Annotated in this window: 17 protein-coding genes; 8 read left to right on the top strand and 9 right to left on the bottom strand. The window is 61.5% G+C overall.

Going from position 1 to position 19,407, the window contains the following annotated elements:
- The first annotated feature begins 1 nt into the window (after nt 1).
- From IB279_RS26055 to IB279_RS26035, 5 genes are all read left to right on the top strand, one after another.
- Nucleotides 2-883 carry a carbohydrate ABC transporter permease gene (locus tag IB279_RS26055; protein ID WP_060520845.1) on the top strand — a complete coding sequence of 294 codons (882 nt, stop codon included), beginning with the start codon at nt 2-4 and terminating at the stop codon, nt 881-883.
- Between the two features lie 39 nt (nt 884-922).
- Complete coding sequence (locus tag IB279_RS26050; protein WP_113188090.1) at nt 923-2,491, top strand: extracellular solute-binding protein; 1,569 nt, start codon at nt 923-925, stop codon at nt 2,489-2,491.
- A gap of 64 nt (nt 2,492-2,555) precedes the next feature.
- The gene (locus tag IB279_RS26045) at nt 2,556-4,880 is read left to right on the top strand and encodes a DUF4962 domain-containing protein (RefSeq protein WP_113188199.1); all 2,325 of its coding nucleotides are present in this window, start codon (nt 2,556-2,558) and stop codon (nt 4,878-4,880) included.
- Between the two features lie 16 nt (nt 4,881-4,896).
- Nucleotides 4,897-5,646: an SDR family NAD(P)-dependent oxidoreductase gene (locus IB279_RS26040; RefSeq protein ID WP_113188091.1), complete on the top strand. Its 750-nt coding sequence runs from the start codon at nt 4,897-4,899 to the stop codon at nt 5,644-5,646.
- Nucleotides 5,647-5,653: 7 nt separating this feature from the next.
- Nucleotides 5,654-6,937 carry an SGNH/GDSL hydrolase family protein gene (locus IB279_RS26035; RefSeq protein WP_162765852.1) on the top strand — a complete coding sequence of 428 codons (1,284 nt, stop codon included), beginning with the start codon at nt 5,654-5,656 and terminating at the stop codon, nt 6,935-6,937.
- Here IB279_RS26035 and IB279_RS26030 read toward each other — a convergent pair.
- The 7 genes from IB279_RS26030 to IB279_RS26000 all read right to left on the bottom strand — a co-directional run bounded on the left by IB279_RS26030 (nt 6,909) and on the right by IB279_RS26000 (nt 14,700).
- The gene (locus tag IB279_RS26030) at nt 6,909-8,219 is read right to left on the bottom strand and encodes an MFS transporter (protein WP_246802116.1); all 1,311 of its coding nucleotides are present in this window, start codon (nt 8,217-8,219) and stop codon (nt 6,909-6,911) included. The two genes, IB279_RS26035 and IB279_RS26030, sit on opposite strands and share 29 nt — an antisense overlap.
- Nucleotides 8,220-8,394: 175 nt before the next feature.
- A complete protein-coding gene (locus tag IB279_RS26025; protein WP_246802115.1) occupies nt 8,395-8,826 on the bottom strand; it encodes a hypothetical protein in 432 nt (143 codons plus the stop codon).
- On the bottom strand, nt 8,813-9,814 hold the full coding sequence (locus IB279_RS26020) for an alpha/beta fold hydrolase (RefSeq protein ID WP_113188097.1): 1,002 nt from the start codon (nt 9,812-9,814) through the stop codon (nt 8,813-8,815). Before IB279_RS26020 ends, IB279_RS26025 begins: the two co-directional genes overlap by 14 nt.
- Before the next feature lie 189 nt (nt 9,815-10,003).
- The gene (locus IB279_RS26015; RefSeq protein WP_112975463.1) at nt 10,004-10,975 is read right to left on the bottom strand and encodes an ABC transporter permease; all 972 of its coding nucleotides are present in this window, start codon (nt 10,973-10,975) and stop codon (nt 10,004-10,006) included.
- An 11-nt stretch (nt 10,976-10,986) separates the two neighbouring features.
- Complete coding sequence (locus IB279_RS26010; protein ID WP_113188098.1) at nt 10,987-11,967, bottom strand: ABC transporter permease; 981 nt, start codon at nt 11,965-11,967, stop codon at nt 10,987-10,989.
- Nucleotides 11,964-13,505, bottom strand: a complete 1,542-nt coding sequence (locus IB279_RS26005; RefSeq protein ID WP_113188100.1) for a sugar ABC transporter ATP-binding protein — start codon at nt 13,503-13,505, stop codon at nt 11,964-11,966. Before IB279_RS26005 ends, IB279_RS26010 begins: the two co-directional genes overlap by 4 nt.
- A gap of 70 nt (nt 13,506-13,575) precedes the next feature.
- Nucleotides 13,576-14,700, bottom strand: a complete 1,125-nt coding sequence (locus IB279_RS26000; protein ID WP_034798635.1) for a sugar ABC transporter substrate-binding protein — start codon at nt 14,698-14,700, stop codon at nt 13,576-13,578.
- A gap of 339 nt (nt 14,701-15,039) precedes the next feature.
- On the opposite strand from IB279_RS26000, the gene IB279_RS25995 reads away from it, so the two are divergent.
- Genes IB279_RS25995 through IB279_RS25985 form a run of 3 tightly spaced genes read left to right on the top strand, consistent with a single transcriptional unit; the run spans nt 15,040 to nt 17,243 of the window.
- On the top strand, nt 15,040-15,951 hold the full coding sequence (locus tag IB279_RS25995; RefSeq protein WP_060644216.1) for an SMP-30/gluconolactonase/LRE family protein: 912 nt from the start codon (nt 15,040-15,042) through the stop codon (nt 15,949-15,951).
- A gap of 15 nt (nt 15,952-15,966) precedes the next feature.
- On the top strand, nt 15,967-16,191 hold the full coding sequence (locus IB279_RS25990; RefSeq protein ID WP_060581996.1) for a tautomerase family protein: 225 nt from the start codon (nt 15,967-15,969) through the stop codon (nt 16,189-16,191).
- The gene (locus IB279_RS25985) at nt 16,188-17,243 is read left to right on the top strand and encodes a LacI family DNA-binding transcriptional regulator (protein ID WP_234824553.1); all 1,056 of its coding nucleotides are present in this window, start codon (nt 16,188-16,190) and stop codon (nt 17,241-17,243) included. Before IB279_RS25990 ends, IB279_RS25985 begins: the two co-directional genes overlap by 4 nt.
- 327 nt (nt 17,244-17,570) lie before the next feature.
- Here the strand turns inward: IB279_RS25985 and IB279_RS25980 are convergent, their stop codons facing one another.
- Nucleotides 17,571-18,362 (bottom strand): inositol monophosphatase family protein, encoded by a 792-nt coding sequence (locus tag IB279_RS25980; RefSeq protein WP_113188102.1) that lies wholly within the window; start codon nt 18,360-18,362, stop codon nt 17,571-17,573.
- Nucleotides 18,359-19,390 carry a sugar phosphate isomerase/epimerase gene (locus IB279_RS25975; protein ID WP_113188103.1) on the bottom strand — a complete coding sequence of 344 codons (1,032 nt, stop codon included), beginning with the start codon at nt 19,388-19,390 and terminating at the stop codon, nt 18,359-18,361. The genes IB279_RS25980 and IB279_RS25975 overlap by 4 nt, the downstream gene beginning before the upstream one ends.
- Nucleotides 19,391-19,407 lie beyond the last annotated feature (17 nt).

Genomic DNA, 19,407 nt, shown 5'->3' with positions numbered 1-19,407 from the left:
CATGGCTAGCTTCAATCTCTATTCTCGCGGCGACCGGATCTTCGGATATGCGAACGCGACCCTGATCGGGCTCTTCGTCCTTTCCACGCTCTACCCGTTCATCTACATCCTGTCGGTATCGATCTCGTCGGGTGCCGCAGTCACCTCGGGTCAGGTCGTGCTGTTGCCGAAGGACCTGACACTTGCGGCCTACGAATTCGTTCTTTCGGATCGGCTCTTCTGGATCGCCTACGGCAATACCTTCATCTACACCTTCGGCGGCACGGCGGTCAGCCTCGCGATCATGATCCCCGGCGCCTATGCGCTTTCGCGTGCCCGCCTAAGGGGGCGCAAGATCCTCAACATGATGGTCGCGTTCACCCTGTGGTTCAACGCCGGCATGATCCCATTCTTCCTCAACATGCGGGATCTCGGGCTGCTCGACTCGCGGTTGGGCATCATCATCGGTTTCGCCTGCAACGCCTTCAACGTCATCTTGCTGCGCAACTTCTTCGAGGCCGTGCCGAAATCCTTCGAGGAGGCCGCCAAGATGGATGGCGCCAGCGAGTTCCAGCTGCTTTGGAAGGTTTTCATCCCCTTGTCCAAACCGGCGATCATCACGGTCGCGCTGTTCTGCATCGTTTCCAGGTGGAACAGCTACTTCTGGGCCATGGTGCTGTTGCGCGGCGAGGAGAAGATCCCGCTTCAGCTCTACCTCAAGCGGATCATCGTCGATCTTACCGCCAACGACGAGTTCGCAAGCAGCCTTTTGACGTCTCGTTATTCGTTCGAGACCGTCACCGCGGCGATCATGATCGCTTCGATCATTCCAGTGCTGCTCATTTATCCAAGCATCCAGAAATACTTCAACAAGGGCATCACCCTTGGCGGCGTGAAGGAATAACGGCCGTCTCAGTCAGTTCTGTTTAAGGAGGAGAATGGAATGAGATATATTCGAGACACGTTGGCGCTGCTTGCCACCTGTGCGTTGCTGCAATCGGGTCCTGTCTATGCGCAAGACGCTTCGACGAAGATTACGGACGACCCGCTCGAGCTGACGATCCATTTCCATTTCCGTGACAAATACGTCTACACGGAAGACTGGCCCGTCGAGAGGAAGGCGGCCGAATGGACCGGGATCCACGTGAAGAATGTCGCCTCGCTTGCGACCAGCAGCAGCCGGGATGCGTTCAACTTGCTGATGGCCTCGGGCAACCTGCCGGACATCGTTGGCGGCGACGTCACCGGCGGGCTGAAGGACGACTTCATTCGCTATGGCATGGAGGGCGCCTTCATGCCCCTGGATGACCTGATCGAGGAGAACGCCCCCAACCTCAAGAAGTTCTTCGACGAGCATCCGATCGTGCGCCAGGCCATCAGCGCACCTGACGGTCACATCTACTTCATCCCCTATGTGCCCGAGGGCGAGTTCTCGCGTGCCTGGTTCATCCGCCGGGACTGGCTCGACAAACTGGGCCTGAAGGTTCCGGAAAACGTCGACGAACTCTATGCCGTTCTCAAGGCTTTCCGCGAGAAAGACCCGAACGGCAACGGCAAGAAGGATGAAGTTCCCTACTTCGCACGCGAGCCGATCGAAGCAGTCCGACTGATCAACATGTGGGATGCCCGCGTGTCCGGCTCGGAACGCTACGGCGACTTCATGATCGAAGACGGCAAGGTCGTGCATCCCTGGACAACACCGAACTATAGGACCGGCATTTCCAAAGTTGCGCAGTGGTTCAAGGAGGGCTTGATCGATACGGAGGTGTTCACGCGTGGAGCTCGGGTGCGTGAATACATGCTCGGCAACAATATCGGGGGCATGACGCACGACTGGTTCGCAAGCACGTCCAACTACACCGACGCTCTGAAGGACAGCGTTCCAGGCATCGACTTCGCGCCGATGCTGCCGCCGAAGACCGTGTCCGGGAGGCGCTTCGAGGACAGCCGGCGTGCGACCGTTCAGCCGGCAGGCTGGGCGATCTCCTATTCGAACCAGCACCCGGTCGAGACGATCAAGTACTTCGACTTCTGGTTCTCCGAAAAGGGCCGGATCCTGTCGAACTGGGGCATCGAGGGCGAGACCTATGACATGGTCGACGGCAAGCCCGTCTACAAGCAGACCGTCCTTCACAACCCCAAGCCGGTGAACGCCCAGATGTGGGAAATCGGCGCCGGCGTGCCGCGTGGCTATTGGGCCGCCTATGCCTCCGAGGAGCAATGGACGAACAAGATGGCTCTCGACGGGATCGCCATGTACGAGAAGGAACCAGGGCTTCTGCAGCCTGAGTTTACCGGCGTCTCGATGAACAGCGACGAGCGCGCCGTTTACGACAAGTACTGGCCGAGCCTTCTCACCTACATGATGGAAATGCAGCAGACCTGGGTCCTCGGAGCCCAGGATGTCGATGCCTCCTGGGACGGCTACCTCGCCCGCCTCGACCAACTCGGCTACGCCAAGGTCTCCGAGGTGATGCAGGCGGCCTATGACCGCCAATACGGAAAGAACTGACCCGATTATCGGGCGCGACCGGCTCGCGCTCGCCTCTATCACGTATTCAAAGGACGTCATTTCGATGCCCAAAACCGCTGAAGCACCCCGCCTGCAATATCTCGATGAGCCAAAACCGGGGACCCTGACGATCGGCTATCAGCCGGCCGGCGAAAGCTCTGTCGAAAATCCGCCCCGTTTCAGCTGGCTGCCGGCCCTGAACGACGATGCGCGCTATGTGGTGCGGATCTCGAGCGATGCGGGCTTTGCGCCCGAGCGGACGCTGGTCTTCGACAACATCGCCTGGAACTTCTTCACCCCGGATACAGTGCTCGAACCCGGTTCCTACTGCTGGTCATTTGCCCTTTGGAACGACGCCGAAAAGCGCGCGGCCTCCGATTGGAGCAGCGTGCGTGAATTTACGCTCAAGCCGGGCCTTCCCGAGACGGCCTTGCCGCGCGCGGCAAAGCGGCGCGACATCATGGATCTTCGCCATCCCCGCCTGTGGCTCAATCCGGATGGCATCACCAACTTCCGCAGCCGGTTGCAGGAGGATCCTGATTGCTGCGGCTGGAAGACCTTCTACGTGAACTCGGTGGAGCCGTGGCTCTCGCGGAGCCTGATCGCCGAACCGCAACGTTACCCGGATAATGTGCGCACCGCCAAGCTCTGGCGGCAGATGTACATCGACTGCCAGGAGGCGATCTACGCCATCCGGCACCTGGCGATTGCAGGTGTCATCCTGGATGACGCAGACATGATTGCGCGGGCCAAGGACTGGCTGCTGTCGGTCGCGGCCTGGGATCCGCAGGGAGCAACGGCCCGCTCCTACAATGACGAGGCGGCATTCCGCGTAGTGACCGCGCTCGCCTGGGGCTACGATTGGCTATACGACCATCTCGATGACGGTGAGCGAGATCGCGTGCGTCGTGTGCTCCTTGCGCGGACACGCGAAGTCGCAGACCACGTGATCTGGCGTGCGCGCATCCATGTTTTCCCCTATGACAGTCACGCGGTGCGCTCGCTTTCGGCGGCCCTCACAGCGGCATGTATCGCGCTGGCCGGTGAGGAAAAGGAAGCCGAGGGCTGGCTGGACTATACGGTCGAATTTCTTTTCACCCTCTATTCGCCATGGGGCGACAGCGACGGCGGGTGGGCGGAGGGTCCACACTACTGGATGACCGGCATCGCCTATCTGACGGAAGCCGCCAATCTCATCCGAAACTTCCTCAAGGTCGATCTCTATCGGCGGCCGTTCTTCCAGAAAACAGGTGATTTTCCGCTCTACACGAAGGCGCCGGGTACGAGGCGGGCCTGCTTCGGAGACGACTCCACCCTCGGCGATCCGCCTGGTCTCAAGGTTGGCTACAATGTCCGCCAGTTTGCCGGCGTCACCGGCAACGCCCATTACCAGTGGTATTTCGAGCGGCTGAAGGCGGATGCCGCCGGTACCGCCATGGAATTCTATAACTACGGCTGGTGGGACCTCAATTTCGACGAGCTTGTCTATCGGCACGATTACCCGCAAGTCGAGGCAAAGGCACCTGCCGACCTGCCGCCGGTCAAGTGGTTCAGGGACATCGGCTGGGTTGCGATCCAGAAACACATGGACGATCCCGATCGCCACATCCAGTTCCTGTTCAAGAGCAGCCCCTTTGGTTCCTTGAGCCACAGTCACGGCGACCAGAACGCATTCCTGCTCTATGCCTTCGGCGAGGATCTGGCGATCCAGAGCGGTTACTATGTCGCCTTCAACTCGACCATGCATCGCAGCTGGCGCCGGCAGACCATATCCAAGAACGCCGTCCTCATAGGCGACAGCGGGCAATACGCCGAAGGCGACAAGGCGATCGGCAAGAAGGCGGGAGGTCGGATCACGGCGGTGCGCGAGGAGCCGACGCATGTCTTCATCAGCGGCGATGCCACGGCGGCCTATCGGGCGAACAATCCGCTGGTCCTCAGGGTCGAGCGAGACATCCATTTCGCCAGCAGCGACTTCCTCGTCATCGTCGATCGCGTCGAATGCGTCGAACCACAGCCCCTCAAATGGCTATTTCACTCCGCCCATCAAATGGACGTGGGCAGCAACAGTTTTCGTCTGACCGGCGAACGGGCGGGGCTCTACGGGCAGTTCGTGTTTTCAACCGCAGGGCCGCCGCAGATACGCATGATCGAAGGTTTCGAAGGCGTCGATCCAACCGAAATCGAGGGCCTGGCCACCCAATATCACGTCGAGGCAACGCTTCCAGCGTCCACCAAGCAGACCCTGGTGACGCTTCTCGTTCCCTATGCCCTTAGCGAACCCCGGCGGGTCTTTCACTTCGTCGATGACCAGGGCTTCAGCGCCGACCTCTATTTCACCGATGTCGACGACAACCAGTTGCGCATCATCATCCCCAAGAACTTCTGATCGGAAAGGAAATGTCATGAACGGACTGAAGGACAAGGTCATTTTAGTAACTGGCGGCGGCCGCGACATCGGCAAGGCCTGCGCCGAGAGGCTTGCCCGCGACGGCGCGAAGGTCGCAATCACCTACCTTGGCTCGGCGGCTGGCGCCGAGGAGTGCGTGAGGGCGATAACGGCTTCCGGTGGCAAGGCGATCGCCATCAAGGCGGACATGACCGTGGCCGCCGATGCACAAGCGGCTGTCGACGGGGCAGTTGCCGCGTTCGGTCGGCTCGATGGGCTCGTGCATGTCGCCGGCGGACTTTTGGCGCGCAAGACCTTGCAGGACATGGACGAGGCGTTCTTCCGGCAGGTGATCGACGTCAATCTCACTTCACTCTTCAATGCATCCAAGGCGGCCGTTCCGGCGATGGCCGACGGTGGCGCGATCGTCACCTTTGCCTCACAGGCCGGCCGCGATGGCGGCGGCCCTGGTGCGTTGGCCTATGCCACCTCGAAGGGGGCGGTCATGACCTTCACGCGTGGTCTTGCAAAAGAACTCGGACCAAGGATCCGCGTCAATTCGGTTTGCCCGGGCATGATCTCTACGACCTTCCACGACACGTTCACCAAGCCGGAAGTGCGCGAGCGTGTCGCTGCCGCAACCCCGGTCAGGCGCGAGGGCCGATCGGACGAGGTCGCCAATCTGGTCGCCTTCCTTGTCTCCGATGAGGCGTCGTTCATCACCGGCGCCTGCTACGATGTAAACGGCGGCATGCTGTTTTCCTGATATGGTCATGACAGTGCGATTTCCGATCCATGGCAAGCGCGTCGCCCTCATCGGCACGTCGCTTGTCCAGCAGAACCACCACGCAGGCGACAGGCACATCCACTCCTGCGCCCGCGGGTGGGCGACATGGGCGGAGGTTCTCTCCGCCGGCCAGCTCGACATTACGGTGTTTCACGATCCGCGCGTATTTCCCGGCTGGGAGCCAAGCGGCAGGATCGGCGTCACCCGTGGCTTCGGCGGACTGAACGCCGGCGTTTCGGGCCAGAAGGCCCGGGACATCGCACAGCGTCTCGAGGAGGTCTTGAAGCTCGATTTTGACCTGATCGTCGTCGATGCCGGCACGAACGACATGATGGTTGAGACAAAGGAAGTCATCCAGTCTATCCGCGAAGCGGTCGTTGATCGACTGATAGCGGCTGGAAAGACGGTGATCCTGCTGCCGATCCTGGCGCGTGGCACGCAGAAATGGGTCGCCGGCGGATCGGAACGGGCAAAAGCACACTGGATCAACCAGAAGAGCCTCGCCTTTGCAGCCATGAGACCGCACTGCCACGTCTTCGACTGGAATTCCGTCTGGGTGGACCCTTATTCTGCCGATGGGGCGCCACACGATGGTTTCTCCGACGACGGCACGCACTTTTCGGTTCCGGGCGGTTACGCGGTCGGCAAGGCGTTGGCAGCCTATCTTAGTGGCTTCCTCGCTCCACCTGCTCCTCGAACATGGGCGCAGGACGACCGTTTCGATGCAGTCAACAACCCGATCGGCAACATCCTGCCGAATCCCCTTCTTGCCGGGAACGGACCGTTGGCCGAGGGATTGGCCATTTCTCACGGTCGAATGACTGCAAGCCGGATCATCTGCCAGCCCGACCGCATGGCGAACTGGCAGGAGATCGGTGTGGCGACCGAGAGGTGCCGCGTGGATCTCCTGCCGGACGCTTTCGTTAGTCCGCTGCCGGCGGGCACCTGGGTGCAGGCAAGCGTCCAGGTGGAAGTGCCCGCGCACGGTGACTGGCGGGACATTTCGCTGATCCTGGAAGATGGTGCGGCGGAGGGCCTGGTGTCGCAGGCGCTCGCTCCGTTCGATCTCGGCGATGGAAACCTCGCACCCTTTCCAAGGGAGGCGTGGTCGGGCGTGTTGAGGACACCTCCGATCAAATTGAAGACGCCGATGCAAGATCTCCGGCTTGGGCTCAACCTGCAGGTTGGTCCGTCAAGACAACCATCAAGCATGCAGTTTTCAAGCCCCGAGTTGCGTCAGGTCATGCCTCCACAGAGCCAGCTGTTTTGACGTGAATGGCCATGGCTCGTCTCAACACGCGCTGAACGCGGCCCACAGAGGACCAAATCCGTAGGCGATACTCCAAAATCCCATGAGTTCCGATTATGCGGCAGGGCTTTTGGCTTGGCCTGGAATGCGTTCTCGTGGTCTTTCTGCCAACCTCGACGACCAGAACGCGCAGAAACTCGCGACCACGGCAAGCGCTGCAATGATCGCTCCAACCCACGGCAGGGCGTGGACTGAGAGGTTTGCAAGCGCGATCCCCCCAACTGCCGTCCCGAGCCCTACACCGATGTGCATTGTCGACAGGTTCAGGCTTATGCCGGTATCGGCCGTCTCCGGCCCGGCTGAGATCAAGAAGCTCTGTACCACCGGCGAGATCATCCAGCTGATGCAGGCCCAGATCATCAGCACGCTGAACATCACCCACGAGCTGCCCTCGACCAACGGTTGTGACAAGGGCGAGCAGGTAGGCCGTCGGCGTGAGCAAAAGGACGTTGCGCGGCGAAGACCGGTCGGCAAGCCAACCACCGAGATAGCCACCGCTCACGCCGGCAATACCAAGCACCGCAAAGGCTATCGCGATGTTTTCCGCGGCAACGCTGGCAATCTCAACGAGGTAGGGGCCAAGAAAGGCGAACAGCACGAAGTGCCCGCCAATCATCAGAATGGAGACAAACTGGCCCGCAACGAGAGGCGGCTTTCGCAGGTGGTCCAGATACGTTGGAAGGGCGGCTTTACGGCGAGCGGAGACCGGAACATGCCGCCAGCTTGCCAACCACACCAAGCCGGCAAGCAGGGACAGTGCGATGAAGACGCCCCGCCAGCCGATAAGTCCGCAGATGAAAATTCCCGCGGGAACGCCGAGCACCAGCGAGCCACTGATCCCCATGAAAATGATGCCGATGGCTCGACCTTTCATGTCTTTCGCGACCAGCTCGGTCGCCAACATCGTTGCCAGAAGGCAGACGGTCGCGCTCGCCATGGCCATGCCGATGCGGGCGACGACAAGCGTTGCGAAATTGGGGCTCGCTGCCGCACAGAGATTGCTAACGACGAACAGGCCCAGAGCACAAAGAAGAAGGCGCCTGCGCTCGATCTTCATCGTAAGGACGAGCGCCAAGGGCGCCGTCAAGGCAAACACGATCGAAAAAACGGCCGTCAACTGCCCGGCAAACGCGATCGAAACGCCAAGCTCGCCGGCGACATCGGAGACGATGCCGACTATGATGTTTTCAGCGGTTCCTGTGGCAAATGTCGCAAATGCGAGCAAGACAACGATAGGGTTCATGCGCACGTTCTCCCTGCATGATGACCCATGCGGGCACGAACCAGCGATCGCCCCGACATGGAATGGACATGTCGGGTTTCGAGGCAGAGCTTCGGTTATCCCTATGGCAGCTTGACTAGCACGTCGGCGCCCGAGCCGGAAGCCCCTCTCGGCCACCTATGCGAGCACTGCGCCGTCAGCCACCCGCTTGCCGTGGCGGCCGATTGCACCGCAGAGGCCAGGTCACGACACCTCCTGCAAAGACAGCGAGCCAGACGACGACCGGTTGCAGCGGCAGCCTGACGGCGTGATACAGCCACTGCCAAGGAGCGACTTCCGGCGCACTCAGGCTGTCCAGTGCATGCTTGATATTGGCCGGAAAGACGAGCACCGCATAAAGGGCGAGCGCAATGCCGGCATATTTGCGAAGAGCCGGGATCAGCAGACCGATCGCTCCTGCGATCTCGCAAAGTCCTGTCAGCAAGATCACCTCTGGCGCGTCAGGCACCCACGAAGGGGTGATGGCGACAAAGGGCGCTGGAAAGGCCACGTGCAGAACGCCCGCCGTTCCATAGAGCGCGACCATGCCGGCCCTGCACCTCAACCGCCAGAGATCAACGCTCGCCATCTGCCGCGATCCGCTCTTCGATCGTCCTTGCTACGGCGCTCAGATCGACTTTCCGGCCACTGATCTTTTCGATCGCCGCGACGGCCAGATCGCTTGCGACATAGTCCGACTTGTGCCCGAGATTGTGCACGACCATAAGCCTCGCGCCGCGGATATCCCGGGCCAGGTGCCGTGCATGCACATTGGGTGAGACAATCCTGTCGACGTCACCGGTGATGATGACCGTCGGCGCCTTGATCTTGCGGTATTTCCGACTTGCCGTCCGGGTCCAGTCGTTGAGTGCCGCCACTTCCTGGGCATTGTGCCGGAAGGCTGCGGGCCTGAGGGCCTGCAGTGTCCGGGCTTCACGCAGATAGTTTTTCGGCATTGTGTTCGGCGCAAATGTCGCGCGGGTCGCGCTGCCGATCGCAAGAAGGCCGATTGGCGGGGCGATCAGAGTGCTGAAGAGCGCACCCGACACAGAAACGGCTGCTGCGTCATAATACCAGGCGACGCCGCCGTTCCAGGGGTAGACGGCTGGCGACAGGAAGACGAGACCGACAACCCTTTCGGGATGGCGCACGGCAAGGGCCGCTGCGATCGCGCCGCCAAAGGAGTGGCTGACAATGATCGCCTTCGGGATCCCGCGCCTTGCCATAAGAGTTGCAATGGCGTCCGCCTGTCCGTCAGGCAGTATGTTTTCAGATCCGCCGACATCCGAGCCGCCATGTCCCGGCCGATCGACGAACAAAAGCGTCGCTCTTCCTTCGAGCTTCCCGCGAAAGGCATACATCGGGTCGTAAAGACTGGCGCTGGCACCGTGGATGAAAACGATCGGCGGCAGGCTCGTCTGCTTGCCGGGTTTAAGAAGTACGCTGTTCAGACTGAAGCCGCCGACATCGATGCGAACCGGGCGCGCCTCGTCCGCGATCGCCCTGAGCGGCTCGAAAATGGTCCCGATCAAAATCAGCAGGCTTAGGACTACCTGAAATCTTGCGCGCGCTTTCATGACGTTCCTGAAGAATAGCGACCTCTAGGGGATATACGTGCGAGAAGCGCAATCGGTTTTGGTCTCTAATCCGGTGTGGTTCGCGACAGCATCGAACACTGTCCAACCGTCGATGCGGCGGAACTCCGTCGCATCGCCGAGAGCAGCGTCAAGGTGCGATGCCGAGTGACGTGTCGCGAGCCCGCATTCCTACCGGCTCGCCGGCGCGCGACCATAGAGCAGAAGCATCAGGATAATCACCACACCGTAGATGATCTGGCGCCCGGCTTCGGGCATCTGCGTAACGGAAAGGATCGATTGCAGGAGCGTGATCAGAATGACGCCCGCGACCGTACCGAGATAGGATCCCTTCCCGCCGAGGATTGACGTTCCTCCAAGGACGACCGCCGCAATGGCCGGAAGAAGATAGGCATCACCCATGGATTGCGCTGCCTTCGAGGCATAGCCCGCGAGCAGCACCCCGCCAAGCGCCGAAAGCCCGCCCGAGGCGGCAAAGGCAATCATGACGATGCGGCGGGTGTTGATGCCGGAGAGATAGGCCGCACGCTCGCGATTGCCGATGCCGTAGACCGCGCGCCCGAAGCCCGTCCGGCGCAGAAGAAAGACCATCGCCGCGCCGATCAACGCCCAGATGAAAACCACATTCGGAATACCGGGAACCAGAGCACCGGTGGCGAGATAGCGCATGGCTGCGGTGGCGGAATCCTGTGGCGAGAAACCGCCCGTATAGACCACCATCACCCCTTGGGCGACGGCATTGGTCGCCAGCGTCACGATCATCGAGGGGATGCGCAGATAGGCAACCCCGACGCCGTTGACGAGCCCGATGCCGATGCCGCACAGGACGCCGAAGGGAATGGCAAGCGCTGTCCCGACCGGACCGTAGGCCGCGGCCGCACAGGCCATCATCGCGCCAGTGGCAACGGTCCACGGCACCGAAAGATCGATCTGGCCGAGCAGGATGACGAGCATCATGCCGGTGGCGATGATGCCGAGGAAGGACGCCACCTTCAATTGCTGCAGCAGATACTCCGGCGACAGGAAGCTGCGCGAATAGAGGCTGCCGAGCACAAGCAGCAGCAGGATGCAGCCGAACGCAGTGACCACCGCCGGGTCGAGATTGCGTATGAAGGTCGATTTGCGTCCGGTTGCGCCAGTCATTGCAGTCTCGCTCACAGGAACCACTCCAATCTATTGCGCACCCTGAAGAGCGCAAGGGCCCCGAGACTGATGGCCGCCATCAGGATCAGTCCCTGGAACAGCGGTTGCCAGAGTGGATCGAGATCGAAAACGAACAATAGGTCGCCGATCGTGCGGAATGCCAGCGCACCGAAGACCGCGCCGATGGCGCTGCCCTTGCCGCCGAACAGCGAAACGCCTCCCAGCACCACGGCTGCGATCGAAAACAGCGTGTAGGCGTTGCCGCTGGCGAGTGCTGCGTCGCCGGTATAGGTAAAAAAGGTGAGAAACAGCCCCCCGAGTGCGGCGACCAGGCCCGCAAGCGTGTAGGCGAGCAACTTGCCGCGGCGGATCGGCATGCCGGACATGTAGGCGGCCGTCTCGGAGGAGCCCACGGCATAGGCTGCACGCCCATAGACCGACCGGCTGAAGGGCACCCATATCACGACGACAACCGCTGCAAGCGCGACGAGGCTCGCTGGCACAACTGCGAAAATCCGGCCGGTCAGGGCATCCGCGAGCCCCTCGTTGACGGATCCGCCGGGAAAAGGCCGCAGCAACAGGGCAAAGCCGAAATAGACCGCCCCCGTTGCGATCGTCGCCACGATCGGTTGCAGCCGCCCATAGATGACAATGGCGCCATTGATGGCGCCGCATGCAGCCCCGACGCCAAGGACGACCACGACGCCGAAGGCCGTCTCAAGCGGCGAGCCAACGACCAGCCACGAGGCCAGGCAGTTGGTGAGAAGGAAGATCATGCCGACCGAGAGGTCGATGCCGGCGGTGATCACCACCATGGTTTGAGCCATCGCGACAAAGGCAAGCAGCACGCCTTTGTTGGCGGCCGTCTGGATAACGTTGGCGGTGAAGCCGGCCGGATGGTTCGATGTGTAGATGATGAACATCACCACGAAGATCGCAACCGCCGCCAGCGTGCCCCGGTGTTCCGTCAGTCGGTACCGCCAGTCGTTCATTGGATGGGCTCCCGGTGGCTTGGGTCTGCGGACGGAATGTTGAGTGCGCTCGCAATCAGCGCGCGCTCCGTTATCTCACGGCCCGCCAACTCCCGTTTTACCGCCCCGTCATAGAGCACGAGGACCCGGTCGCAGCAGCCGATGAGTTCGGCATAGTCCGTCGAATAAAAGAGGATAGCCGCGCCTTCGTCCGCCAGACGCCGCAAGAGCTGGTAGATCTCCTGCTTGGTGCCGACGTCAATGCCGCGCGTGGGGTCGTTAAGAAGGACGATGCGCGGCTGCCGCATCAGCCATTTCGCAATGACGACCTTCTGCTGGTTGCCGCCCGAAAGCGCCCCGACCGGCGCGTCAATGTTGCCCGCCTTGATGGACAGCAACGTCATCATCCGGTCGATAGCGCTCTCTTCTTTGGCGCGATCGATGATCCCGCCACGCGTCAGCCGGTCGAGAGAGGCGAGCGAGAGATTGTCACGCACCGTCATCGGCAGCATCAGCCCCTCGGTCTTGCGGTCCTCGGGAATGAGCGCCATGCCGATGCCATGCCGGCGCGCCTGCGCAGGGCTGCCGATGCTGATCGCTCTGCCGTCGACGAGAACCGTGCCGCGCAGCCCGCGCAAGACCCCGAACAGCGCCAGGAGGAGGTCGCGCTGTCCCTGCCCGTCCAGCCCGCCGAGACCGACGATTTCGCCTGCACGCAATGAAAACGAGATGTCGTGAAGGCGGTTCGCCCAGGACAGATTTCGCGTCTCAAGGACGGGTGCCGCTGGTGCAAGCGGGCCCGGCTTGGGTGGATAGACGCTATGATATTCACGACCGATCATCATCTCGATGACCTCGCTGTCGCTCCTTGTCCCTGCCGGGTAGCTTGCAACCTTGCTGCCGTTTCGAAACACGGTGCAATCGTCTGCCAGTTCCGCAATCTCGTTCATCCGGTGCGAGATGTAGACAAGCGCCAGCCCCTCAGAGCGCAGCCGCTTCAACACGGCAAAGACCTTGGAAACATCGGCCGCCGTGAGCGCCGACGTCGCCTCGTCGAGAATGAGGATGCGTGGCTTGCGCGCGAGCGCCTTGGCGATCTCGACGATCTGCTGGCGCGACAGCGGCAGGTCCTTGACCAGCGCCAGAGGGTGGATGTCTGCCGCACCGGCGCGCGCCAGCGCCTCTTCTGCCAGACGCCGCTGGGCCTTGCGGTCGATCATGCCGAACCGGGTCGGCGGATTGAAGATAACGATGTTGTCGGCAACGCTGAGTTCCGGGATCAGCGACAGCTCCTGGAAGACGCAGGCGATGCCGGCGGCGTTGGCGGCGGCCGGTGACGCAAACGTCACCGGCTGTCCATCGAGCGTCATCTGCCCCTCGTCGGCGGCTACAACGCCCGCCATGATCTTGATGAGCGTCGACTTTCCGGCACCGTTCTCGCCGAGAACGGCGTGAATGGCGCCGGTCCTGACGGACAGTTCGGCATTTTCAAGCGCCCGCACCCCGCCGTAGCGTTTCGATATGCCTTCCATGCGAAAGAGCGGTGCGCCGCTTTCCATTGCGCTCTCCGGAAACCGTTGTTGACGACAGGGCACTGCACAGCTGTGCGGTGCCCTGATCCTGATCGAACTACTGGTTATCCTTGCTCTGCTTCATGATCTCCTGGGCGGAGAAATTGATCCCGCAGGTGGGGAACGAATTGCCGACGAAGAAATTGTCGGACTCCGCCTGGAAATAATCCTGGCCTTCCTTGAAGTTCGGATCTTCGACGATGGCCAAGGGCAATTTGACCGACTGCGGCACCACCTGACCCTCGAGCGCGGCAATCGCCGTCTTGATGGCGACGGCCACTTGCGCGGGTCCGGTTCCAGCCGACGAGCATTTCAGGCCGTCGGCGGCATGTGCCGCACAGAACTTGCGAAATCCGTTTTCGGTTTCGCCGCCGAAAGGCACGAAGGGGTGCTTTGCGTCGATCATCGCCTGAACGATGCCGGTGTCGCCGCCCTGCCCGGTAATGCCGTCGAAGGGGCCGCTGGTTGCGATTGCGTCCGCAGTCACCTTCTGGGCGACGCCGTCGTCCCATTTGCCCATGACCTCGACGACCTCGAACTTCTTGCCCGACGCCTGGAGCTTCTCATGGATGCCGTCGTGCCTGTCGGTATCGACAGACGTGCCGGCGACACCGCGCACCTCAAGCACCTTGCCGCCATCAGGCAGATGTTTGACGAGCCAGTCGCCCCACAATTGCCCGAGCCCCTTCTGGTCGACATTGACGTTGATGGCGTCCTCGGTGTCGAGGATGTTGTCGAAGGCGACCAGCACCACGCCAGCTTCCTTCGCCCGCTTGATGACCGGCGCAAACGCCGTGGGATTCTGGGCATTGACGACGATCGCGTCATAGCCGGAGTCGATGAAGTTGTTGATCGCCGAGATCTGGGCCGGCACATCCTCGCCCGTCGAAACGACCTTGAACTCCTTCAGTTTGGCTGCGACGTCGGGTTGAGCGGCATAGGCCTTGGCGGTCTGCACCATCTGGATACGCCAGGTGTTGGCGATGTAGCCGTTGGCAAGTGCTATGCGATACGGGCCGTCCTTTTTCGGGAACTTGAAGAATTTCGTGTCCGCCGACCACGGCGCGAAACATTCCGGCTCGGCTGCAGGCCCTGAAACGATTTCCGGATCTGCATAGGCAGCAGATCCCAGCATGAAAAAGGCAGTGGCGGCAACGATGCCGCCAGCGAGTGACTTCACCATCGACATTTCCTCCCATTGGCGCGCCACTTGTTTGTTCTCCAGCCCGGGGATGAAACTCACCCTCGAGCGGCACGAACTCCTGCGGCACCGGCACGCTGGATGCCTGCGTTCACCATTGACGAGGCGCTCTGGTCTCCTCCCGAAAACACCGCTGTCTCTTAATTAGGTAGCGCTACCACATGCGATTGTAAAGTAACATTTGCGGATTACGGAGGACCGAATATCACTGGTTTAAGATCGAAATCAGCCTGATTTCGACGTCTCGAAAGGAAGCCTATTTCCTTCCGCGATGATAGCGCTATCATATCGCGACGCTTAAGAATACGCATGAGGGACCCCATGGCCGAGGATTTCGAGATCGTAGACCCGCGCTTTGCCCGGCTGGTCAACCACAGCGCCCGCGTGGAGCAGCTTTATACGGGGTGTCGCTGGGCCGAGGGGCCGGCCTATTTCGCCGCCGGGCGCTATCTCGTCTGGTCGGACATCCCCAACGACCGGATGCTGCGCTATGACGAGACCGATGGGCATGTGAGCGTCTTCCGGCAGCCGTCGAACTTTTCAAACGGCAACACCACCGACCGGCAGGGCCGCCTGGTGACCTGCGAGCACGGCGGCCGCCGCGTGACCCGCACGAACCATGACGGCAGCATCACAACCATCGCCGATCGCTGGAACGGCAAGCGGCTCAACTCACCGAACGATGTCGTCGTGCGCTCCGACGGGTCGATCTGGTTTACCGATCCTGCCTACGGCATCGAGAGCGATTACGAAGGCCACAAGGCCGAAAGCGAAATCGGCGCCTGCCATGTCTATCGCGTCGACCCGGCGACGGGCGCGGTCACTGCCGTCATTAAAGACATGGTGCGGCCGAACGGCCTTGCCTTCTCCCTTGACGAAAGACGGCTCTACGTCGTCGACACCGGACGGACGCACGGCCCTGATCTTCCAGCGCATATGCGTGTATTCGATGTTGATGAAACTGGTACCGCGTCGGGTAGCGAGGTCTTTGCCGATTGCACCGCCGGGCTGTTTGACGGCTTCCGTCTGGATGACGAAGGCCGGATCTGGACAAGTGCCCGCGACGGCATCCACTGCTATCACCCGGACGGCACCCTGCTCGGCAAGGTCAGAGTGCCTGAAAACACCGCCAACTGCGTGTTCGGCGGGCCCAAGCGAAACATCCTCTACATCTGCGCGACCAGTTCGCTTTATGCCGTTCGGCTGATGGTCAACGGCGCACGTCTCTACTGAGGCAGGAGGTCAATCATGCCGTTCGTGCGGATCACCATCGTGCGAGAGGTCCTCGGCGACGATCCTTCGATCAAGAAAGCTGCGATCGGAAGCAAGGTCGTAACCGCGATTGCCGAAGCGACCGGGCTTGCAGAGCGTGAAATTTCCGTCGTCTTCGATGAGGTCGACGCAAGGAACTGGTATGTCGGCAACACCGATGTGGAGACCTTGCGCGCGCGCAACCGGCAGGGATCGACGTGACGGACGACATCGTCTCCAGAGACCAGGGCCGCAAGGCAAGCCGGCGCGGCAGTGGCAGGCCGACGATCGCCGACGTCGCCAAACTGGCCGGCGTCGCGGCGATCACCGTCTCGCGCGCGCTGCGCGACCCATCGCTCGTTTCGGCCGAACTGCGCGCCGAGATCGATACGGCGGTGATCCAGCTTGGCTATGCGCCCGATCCCAATGCTCGCGCGCTCGCGTCCGCGCGAGCCGATGTGATCGGCGTTCTCGTGCCGTCGCTGACGAACATCGTCTTCGCCGACACCCTTCGAGGCATCTATGACGGGCTCGGCGACGGCCCGCTGCAGATCCAGATGGGCAACACCCACTACTCTCCACGGGAAGAGGAACGGCTGATCCGGATGTTTTTGGGCCAGCGGCCATCGGCGTTGATCGTGTCCGGTATCGACCAGACCGAAACGACCCGCAAACTGCTCGAGAGCGCGGATTGCCCCATCGTGCAGATCATGGAATATGGCGAGGATCCGGTCGATATGCTGGTCGGCTTCTCCCACTTCGATGGCGGCAAGGTGGCCACCAATCATCTGATCGAGGCGGGATATCGCCGCATCGGCTTCATCGGCGCCCGAATGGATCCACGCTCGCAGCGCCGCCTCGCCGGCTACCGCTCGGCGCTCGAGGCCGCACAGTCCTTTGATCCCAAGCTGGTGACCACCACGTTGACGCCGTCTCGCGTCTCGCTCGGCGGGCAGCTCCTGGCCGACGCATTGGCAAAGGTCGCCGATCTCGACGCCGTCTTCTGCAACAATGATGACTTGGCCATGGGCGTGCTGTTTGAATGCCAAAGGGCAGGCATCGCCGTGCCGCACCGCATGGCAATTTGCGGCTTCAACGACCTCGACATGATGCACGTCGCCTATCCGTCGCTCACCAGCATCCGCACGCCGCGCTATGAAATCGGCCGACAGGCTGTACAGATGGTGCTTGATCGACTGGCCGGCCTGCCAATCGCATCGCCAATCGTTGACCTGGGCTTCGAGCTCAAGATACGTGAAAGTACGATGCAATGACAACGCACCGCGCTGGAACCGAGCGGATCGGAACATCCGGAAACTTGCCGCAGACACCTCATCGCCTCGTCAATACCTCTGCTTCGAAGGCTGAGGTCTTGGTGGTATCGTCGAGCGCCTAGCTACCGCCCACTGAAGCGTCCGCAAATTGCCACCATGAACTGACTTTTAGTGCCGATGTGCGGAATGTTCACCGAGCACGGCTACGGCAACGTCGAGTTCGGCCCTAACTGCGCTTCGTTCGCGACAATGATCGTCGAGGATGGGTGGTGCTGAAGCCGAGCGCGACGATCAGGCAATTGATTAAGCGGCCCGTTCGTCTGGATTTCATCCTAGCCGGCTAAGGATCTTCACGGCGGCTCGATGGAGGTCGGCGTTTGCAGCCATCAACACGGTGTCGTACCGTGTCGCATCCGCAAGAGGCTGCCCATCCCAGTCGGTCACGATGCCGCCTGCAGCCAGAATAATGGGCATCTGTGGCAGGATGTCGTAGTCGAAAACATTGCTTTCGACGAGTAGGTCGATGCCGCCCAGCGCCAGCAGCCCGGCCGCGTAGCAATCATGAGATATGCGGGTGAAGCGTACCTTGGCAGTCAAGGCGTCGAAGCGCTCGTGGCGCGCGCGGTCGAACTGCTCAAGGGCCGAGGTGTAGAGGATCGCCTCGCCGAGTGCGGTCTTTTCGCTGGTGCGGATCGGCTCCTCATTAAGGGTCGCGGAGGAGCCTATGCCGAACCATCGTTCGCCGGTGATCGGCTGATTGATCATGCCGAGGACAGGTTTGCCGCGATGGAGCAATGCGATCTGCGTGCCGAAGGCGAGCGAGCCGGAGATGAAGGACTTCGTGCCGTCGATCGGGTCGAGCACCCACACCCATTCGGCATCCGTTCGGCATGCGCCGAATTCTTCGCCCCTGATCCCGTGGTTGGGATACTGCGCTTCGATCATCTGCCGCATTGTGGCCTCGGCGTCGCGGTCGGCAATGGTGACGGGGCTGGAGTCTGCCTTGGCGTCGACGACAACACGCTTGCGGAAGTGCGGACGGATGACGCTGGCTGCGGCATCGGCCATGGCGTGCGCAAGTGCCAGATACGGCGGTGGGCAGTCAGGCTCATGGGTCATTGTTCTATCCTCAAAGCTTCGGCAGCAATCTGATTGAGCATGGTTCTTACGGTTTCGAGCTGCCGATGAGCGGCGATGGCCTCTTGGCGCAGCCGCGCGCCAAGGTCGGTGGTCCCGATGTCCGTGAAACTCGCGGAGCGAGCCGCGATGAACGGGTCGCTTTCCTCCGAGGGGAAGCGCAGGGCGGGCGCGAAATAGCCCTCCTCTTCCTCGAGCCCGAAGCTTAAGACCTGCGCACGGTCCTGGCCAAGCAGAAGCAGGTCCACGAACATCGCATGTAGCGGCAGATGGCCGGTGCCTGTTTGGCAGGCGAGGTGCGCCCAGCCGTCGCGATCTTGCTGGACGAGGCAGTCTTTGACATGCACTTCGGTCACATAGGGTGCCTGTGCGGCAAGCGCCGGCAACGGTAGCTCATAGGCATTGATCATGTTGCCGAAGTCGAACAGCAGGCCGAGGCGCGGATTGGCGACCGCCTTTACGATGCCGATCAGCTCCTCCGACTTCAGGTCCTCGTGCTGTTCGAGCGTGTAGCGAAGCCGCCCCTCGGGATCGAAGGTCTCCAGTCGTCGCAGATCAGCAATCGTTTGTGAGACAATTTCCGAGACGCGTCCCTCGTAGCGCGGATAGCAACGCAGCGACGTCGCGCCAGTGGCAAGCGCGATACGTACCGCATCGGAGAGACCTGTCTCCTGCGTCGTGCTGGTCTCGATATGGAGCTCCAGTCCGAACTGCTCGACTGCGGCACCATAATCAGAAAGCGCTGCGTCTGACATACCGGCGAGACTGGCTGCCTCGCCGTCCTCGACATGGACCTTGAGGCCGACGAGCCGCTGCTCATAGGCGAATTCGGCAAGCTGCAGCGGTGTCACTGCGCCAAAACGCATGTTGAGATGAAAGGCATAGGCGTGCGCAAACAGCGGCGCGTTGCGCGCCCGCTCCGCCAGCCGGGCGCGGGCCGGGCCGGAAAGGGTGGCAATTTTTGCGCGCCAGTCCGGCGACGCCAGATCGTCAAACGTCGTTTCGGTCAAAGAGCCGGCTCCTTCAC

Origin of the sequence: Ensifer sp. ENS06 (assembly GCF_014852205.1) — a bacterium.
Lineage (GTDB): Bacteria > Pseudomonadota > Alphaproteobacteria > Rhizobiales > Rhizobiaceae > Ensifer > Ensifer adhaerens.
The sequence above is the reverse complement of the archived record's forward strand: the minus strand, read 5'-3'. Positions and strand labels throughout refer to the sequence as shown.

Bases quoted from the DNA above. Each gene is read 5' to 3' on its own strand.
- IB279_RS26010 (WP_113188098.1), bottom strand. From the start codon at position 11,967: ATGAACGACTGGCGGTACCGACTGACGGAACACCGGGGCACGCTGGCG.
- IB279_RS26040 (WP_113188091.1), top strand. From the start codon at position 4,897: ATGAACGGACTGAAGGACAAGGTCATTTTAGTAACTGGCGGCGGCCGC.
- IB279_RS25990 (WP_060581996.1), top strand. From the start codon at position 15,967: ATGCCGTTCGTGCGGATCACCATCGTGCGAGAGGTCCTCGGCGACGAT.
- IB279_RS25980 (WP_113188102.1), bottom strand. From the start codon at position 18,362: ATGACCCATGAGCCTGACTGCCCACCGCCGTATCTGGCACTTGCGCAC.
- IB279_RS26035 (WP_162765852.1), top strand. From the start codon at position 5,654: ATGACAGTGCGATTTCCGATCCATGGCAAGCGCGTCGCCCTCATCGGC.
- IB279_RS26015 (WP_112975463.1), bottom strand. From the start codon at position 10,975: ATGACTGGCGCAACCGGACGCAAATCGACCTTCATACGCAATCTCGAC.
- IB279_RS26005 (WP_113188100.1), bottom strand. From the start codon at position 13,505: ATGGAAAGCGGCGCACCGCTCTTTCGCATGGAAGGCATATCGAAACGC.
- IB279_RS26025 (WP_246802115.1), bottom strand. From the start codon at position 8,826: ATGGCGAGCGTTGATCTCTGGCGGTTGAGGTGCAGGGCCGGCATGGTC.
- IB279_RS26030 (WP_246802116.1), bottom strand. From the start codon at position 8,219: ATGAACCCTATCGTTGTCTTGCTCGCATTTGCGACATTTGCCACAGGA.
- IB279_RS26050 (WP_113188090.1), top strand. From the start codon at position 923: ATGAGATATATTCGAGACACGTTGGCGCTGCTTGCCACCTGTGCGTTG.
- IB279_RS26020 (WP_113188097.1), bottom strand. From the start codon at position 9,814: ATGAAAGCGCGCGCAAGATTTCAGGTAGTCCTAAGCCTGCTGATTTTG.
- IB279_RS26000 (WP_034798635.1), bottom strand. From the start codon at position 14,700: ATGGTGAAGTCACTCGCTGGCGGCATCGTTGCCGCCACTGCCTTTTTC.
- IB279_RS26055 (WP_060520845.1), top strand. From the start codon at position 2: ATGGCTAGCTTCAATCTCTATTCTCGCGGCGACCGGATCTTCGGATAT.
- IB279_RS25995 (WP_060644216.1), top strand. From the start codon at position 15,040: ATGGCCGAGGATTTCGAGATCGTAGACCCGCGCTTTGCCCGGCTGGTC.
- IB279_RS26045 (WP_113188199.1), top strand. From the start codon at position 2,556: ATGCCCAAAACCGCTGAAGCACCCCGCCTGCAATATCTCGATGAGCCA.